This is a genomic window from Frankia sp. CoWAU3 (genome assembly GCF_977971855.1).
On record NZ_CDWWXB010000196.1, the window covers coordinates 965 to 3,690 of the forward strand.

Genomic DNA, 2,726 nt, shown 5'->3' on the forward strand with positions numbered 1-2,726 from the left:
TTCGGGAAGCTGGCGCCCCGGCACCCGCGCCGTCACGGTGCGGCCGGACCGGTCGAGCCGGAGCTGGACGGTGGCGTCGTGGCCGAAGTACCGCACCTCGGTGACCCGGCCGACCACCCCGTTCCGCTCCTTGTCCCGCCCTTCGTTCTCGTTTCGGTCCTGGCTCTCGTTCTGGTTCTGGTTCTGGTTCTCGTTCTGGTTCTCGTTTCGGTCCTCGTTCTGGTTCTTGTCGCCGTCCGCTGCGGCGAGGAGCCTGATCTGTTCCGGCCGGACGAGCAGGCGCGCCTCGCCCTGGGGAGACCCGGGCCGGACGGCGAGTTCGCCAAGGTCGCAGGAGGCGGTGAGCCCGGTGACGACGGCGGGCATGAACACAGCGGCGCCGACGAAGGCCGCGACGGTCGGGTTGCCGGGCGAGGCGTAGATGCCCTGGGGCGTGCCGGTCTGGGCGATGCGACCGGCGGCCATGACGGCGACCTGGTCGGCCAGTGACAGCGCCTCGTTCTGGTCGTGCGTGACGAGCAGCGCAGTGGTCCGGTTGGCACGCAGCGCTTCGACGACGGCGCGGGCGGTGTTCAGGCGGAGCCCCGCGTCCAGGGAGGAGAACGGCTCGTCGAGCAGCACCAGGGACGGCCGCGGGGCCAGGGCCCGCGCCAGCGCCACGCGCTGCTGCTGGCCGCCGGAGAGCTGATGAGGGAACCGGCGGGCCAGGCTCGCGTCCAGCCCGACGAGGTCGAGCAGCTCGGCGGCCCGCCCGGCGGATCGGCGTTCGGCGCGGGGCAGGCCGAACCCGATGTTGGCCGCGACGTCCACGTGCGGGAACAGGGCACCTTCCTGCGGGACGTACCCGACCCGCCGCCGCTGGGCGGGAACGCTGCGACCGGGGCTGAACACCCGTTCGGCGCCGAAGTCGATCGTCCCGCCGTCCGGGTCGCTGAATCCCGCCACCAGCCGTAGCAGGGTGGTCTTGCCGCAGCCCGACGGCCCGAGCACGGCCGTCACACTGCCGTCGGGCACTCGCAGATCGATCCCGGCGAGGGCTGTCGTGGCGCCGAACCGTTTGGTGACCTGGCTGACGCTAAGCGCTGTCACGTGCTTCTCCTGGCGGAACGGGTGAGCAGGAAGGTCGCCGGGGCCGACAGCAGCACCATCAACCCCGCGTAGGGGGCGGCCGCGCCGTAATCGACGTCGCGGACGTTGCTCCAGAACTCGGTCGCCAGGGTGTCGGTGCCGGTGGGTGACAGCAGCAGGGTCGCGGTGAGTTCGGTGACCACAGCGAGGAACACCAGGATGGCGCCGGCGCCGACGCCGGGGGCGATCAGCGGCAGGGTGACCCGCAGCCAGGCCCGCGTCGGGCGCAGGCCCAGGGCGTGTGCGACGTCGTCCAGGACGGGTGGCGCCTGCGCGATCGCGCCTCGCACCGCCACCGTGGCCCGCGGCAGGAACATGATCGTATAGGCGGCGATCAGGAGGGTGGTGGTCTGGTACACGGCCGGCAGGATGTGCAGCGATACCGTGACGAGAGCGAGCGCCACCACGATGCCCGGCAGCGCGTTGGCCGTGTAGGTGCTGCGTTCAAGCAGCGTCCCGATCCGGCCCGGGTGGCGTACCGCGAGCCACGCCACCGGAAGCGCCAACAGGACGGTGCACAGCGCGCCGGCGAGGCCGAGTCCGGCCGCGGTCGCGGCGGCGATGGCCAGTTCGACGGCGGGGAAGGCGGCGGAGGCACCCACCAGCAGCCAGCGGACGAGGCTCACCAGCGGCACGCCGAGCGCCAGGCCCACGACCGCGCCGAGCCCGCCGACGGCGGGGGCGGTGAGCCGGCCGAGCCGGGCGGGTTGCGCGGTGCGGCTGGCTCCGGGCCCGAGCCGGGCGTAGCGGTGCCGACCGCGCAGGCTCAGCTCGGTGCCGACCAGGACCGCGCAGTACAGCACCAGGACGCCGGCGAGCATGTTCGCCGCCGGGCCGTTGAACGACGAGCGGTACTGGTCGTAGATGGCCGTGGTGAAGGTGGGAAACCGCAGCATCTGCAGGGCGCCGAACTCGGCGAGCAGGTGCAGGCCAACCAGCAGCGACCCGCCGAGGACGGCCGGGCGCAACTGCGGGAGCACGACCCTGGTGAACGTCCGCCACGGGCCGAGCCCGAGTGACCTGGCGGATTCCTCCAGCGCCGGGTCCAGCCCCCGCAGGGTCGCGCCGACGGGGAGGTAGACCAGCGGGTAGTAGGCGAGTGTCACGATCAGCAGGGCGCCCGGGTATCCCTCGACGCCCGAGGTCAGCGAAACCCAACCGTAGCTGACGACAAACGCGGGCAGTGCCAGCGGAGCGGCGAGCAGCACGTGCCAGACCCGTCGTCCTGGCAGGGCCGTCCGTTCCACCAGCCAGGCGGCGGCCGTGCCCAGGACGGCACTGGCCGCCATCCCGCCGGTCACGAGCTTGGTGGTGTTGACCAGTAGCTCGCCGACCCTGGGCCGGATCAGCAGCCGCCAGGCCTCCGACCAGCCCACGCTGGCCGTGTATCCGACGACGAAGAACAGCGGGACGGCCGCGAGCAGCGCGACGAGCACACAGGCCAGCAGCAGCGGGCGCGGGTACGCCGGGCCGGTGCGTACCCACCGTCCCGCCGTCGTGGGCTGGCCGTTCAGAGCAGGCCCGCCCGCTGCATCAGTTCGACGACCTTTGGTCCGTTCAGGGTCGAGATGTCGATGTCGGGCGGATCGAGGGTCGAC

The 2,726-nt window shown here is 72.6% G+C and carries 2 protein-coding genes; both read right to left on the bottom strand.

Annotated features, from left to right (window positions below; genetic code table 11):
• On the bottom strand, positions 1 to 1,089 hold a 1,089-nt coding region (locus AC08ON_RS14990; protein ID WP_476617184.1), incomplete at its 3' end, for an ABC transporter ATP-binding protein.
• Positions 1,086 to 2,564, bottom strand: coding sequence for an ABC transporter permease (locus tag AC08ON_RS14995; protein WP_476607962.1), 1,479 nt, complete (start codon positions 2,562 to 2,564; stop codon positions 1,086 to 1,088). The genes AC08ON_RS14990 and AC08ON_RS14995, both read right to left, overlap by 4 nt.
• Between the last annotated feature and the right edge of the window lie 162 nt (positions 2,565 to 2,726).